We start from the raw sequence: 2,345 nt of genomic DNA, 5'->3' as shown, positions 1-2,345 counted from the left end.
GTAAGCCCCCAATCAAACAACGCATATTTTTAAAAAGCATCTCCTAGTATGATCAATATATCAACTTTAAGGAGATGCTTTTCTATTGCAACAGAAACCATTGACCATAGTCCCCGTAAGTTTGCATTCCGCGCCTAGCACGGACCTACCTGCCCCTTCTTTAACATCCTCCGGCTCTTGTTTTGTCAAGAGTGGAAGCGTCGAGGTCACTTTCCAGAACGGCGTGGAAGAGCGTCTCATCCAGATTGTCATGAGGGAGCTGATCAATCGATGAGGCAGGACTATACAGAAGTTCAAAATATCTACATCATCTGCGGTAAAACTGATATGCGTAAAGGAATTGACGGTCTGGCTACACTAATTCAGGACTCTTTCGAGCTTGATCCGTACAGTGATTCCATCTTCCTGTTCGCTGGCCTGAAAAAGGATCGGTATAAATGTCTTTATTTTGACGGAGACGGCTTCGCCATGTTGTATAAGCGATTGGATAGCGGGACGCTACAGTGGCCAAGAAATGAACGGGAAGTAAAGAATTTAACCCAGCAGGAGCTCCGCTGGTTGCTAGAAGGATTGTCTATTCAACAGCCAAAAGCGATTCAGCCATCATTAAAAGGAGCATTCTAAATTCATCTTTCATCCGTTCTTCGAACTGGTTATAATAGAAGGAACTAAGTCAGAACGGAAAGCGGTGAGCGACATGTCAAACGGATCTTCAACCGAAAAGATCATTCAATTACTGGAGGGGCAACTGGCTATCGCCAATCAGCAGAATCAGGATCTCTCCAAACAAATCGAATCGCTCACGCGCCAAGTGCAGAACCTTACCAAGCTTCTGTATGGATCAAAAACAGAGAAATCAAAGTACAATGCGCCCGACGGGCAAGGGTCACTTTTTGAGGATGATCCTTCTTTTAATGACTCTGAGCACACAGAGGTACAAAGCCAACAGACAATTTCCTATACTGTTGTCCGTAAAACCCAAAGGAAAAAGCGTAACGATCTATTACGGGAAGATATCGAAACCGAAGTGATCCATTACTATCCGGAAAGTACAACATGCGCCTGTTGCAGTCACCAAATGAAGAAAATCAGCGGAACTGTGGTACGGGAAGAAGCAGTATTCATTCCTGCAACAATGAAGAAGGTGCAACATGTGGAACATGCGTATGAATGTACTCACTGTAAGCGTGATGTCTCCAAGCCTGCCCAAATCATCCGCGGCAAAGCTCCGCAACCATCTATCCAACGAAGCATCGCGGGTCCTAGCGTCTTGGCCAAAGTCATTTATGATAAATTCATTCAATACCTACCCCTTTACCGACAGGTAAAGGAATGGGAACGTCACGGATTGATGACGAATGACAAAAACCTATCTAATTGGGTGATCTCAGTAGCTGATAAATGGCTGTCTCCCATATACGAGCGGATGAAAGATTTGTTAAAGTGCAAGAACGTTCTGCACGTCGATGAAACATACGCTCAGATAATCCACAGGTCAGACGGGAAGTCCGGCCAGAAGAACGCCTATAATTGGGTATGTCGAACATTACCAATCCAAGGACCAGTAATGGTACTTTTCCAGAGTTCCTTATCGCGTTCCCGTGAAGTCTTGAAAAGCTTCATTCGTGGATATAAAGGGACCATCATTTGCGATGGCTATTCTGCATATGGGAATCTAGAAGGCATTACTTTTGCCAACTGCTGGGCACATGTACGAAGATACTGGCTCAAAGCCGACAGCAAGAATGGTCGGCTTGGCGTAGAATATTGCGATAAGCTATATTGGCTGGAACGGAAGTTCAAGCATTTGCCTCCCGGCAAACGGCGAAAAATGAGGAGAAGATATTCAAAACCGATAGTCGAGGAATTCCTCCAATGGGTGGAACAGTCTCCCTTCTATGGGAAAAGTGCGCTTGCCACAGCTGCGGAATATACGCTAAATCGAGGGGAAGGATTGAAGGCTTTCTTAAATGACGGTCGAATTGAAATCGATAATAACCCCGCCGAAAATGCCATTCGCCCCAATGTGATCGGTCGAAGAAATTGGCTTTTCTCGGTCAGTGAAGCGGGCGCGCAAGCGAACGCCATCTGTTTGAGCCTTGCAGAAACAGCAAAAATACATAGGGTTGATTTCTATGCCTATCTGAAGAAGCTTTTGACTGAATTGCCAAACCTGAATTTTCGGCATAGGCCGGAGATATTGGACGACTATCTGCCATGGTCAAAAAACATCTTGCTTTCTTGCGGAAAGCAAAACTAGCCCTACATTCGAAGAAAAAATTCGAATGTAAGGGCTATTCGTGATGCGCACTACATAAGTGTGCTTTTTTATATTTCGGGCTTAC

General features: G+C 44.9%; 2 protein-coding genes. Both read left to right on the top strand.

The genetic code is table 11. The features are described 5' to 3' along the window. Window positions 1-270 precede the first annotated feature (270 nt). Window positions 271-624, top strand: coding sequence for an IS66 family insertion sequence element accessory protein TnpB (gene tnpB, locus CSV79_RS16380; protein WP_099690113.1), 354 nt, complete (start codon window positions 271-273; stop codon window positions 622-624). A gap of 73 nt (window positions 625-697) precedes the next feature. After that, window positions 698-2,260: an IS66 family transposase gene (tnpC, locus tag CSV79_RS16375; protein WP_099690112.1), complete on the top strand. Its 1,563-nt coding sequence runs from the start codon at window positions 698-700 to the stop codon at window positions 2,258-2,260. The last annotated feature ends 85 nt before the right edge of the window (window positions 2,261-2,345 follow it).

This window comes from Sporosarcina sp. P13, assembly GCF_002743055.1.
Classification (GTDB): Bacteria; Bacillota; Bacilli; order Bacillales_A; family Planococcaceae; genus Sporosarcina.
Note: the sequence above shows the minus strand (reverse complement) of the source record. Positions and strands in the feature narration are given on the sequence as shown.

Coding starts and splice junctions, on each gene's coding strand:
- tnpB (WP_099690113.1), top strand. CDS start 271: ATGAGGCAGGACTATACAGAAGTTCAAAATATCTACATCATCTGCGGT.
- tnpC (WP_099690112.1), top strand. CDS start 698: ATGTCAAACGGATCTTCAACCGAAAAGATCATTCAATTACTGGAGGGG.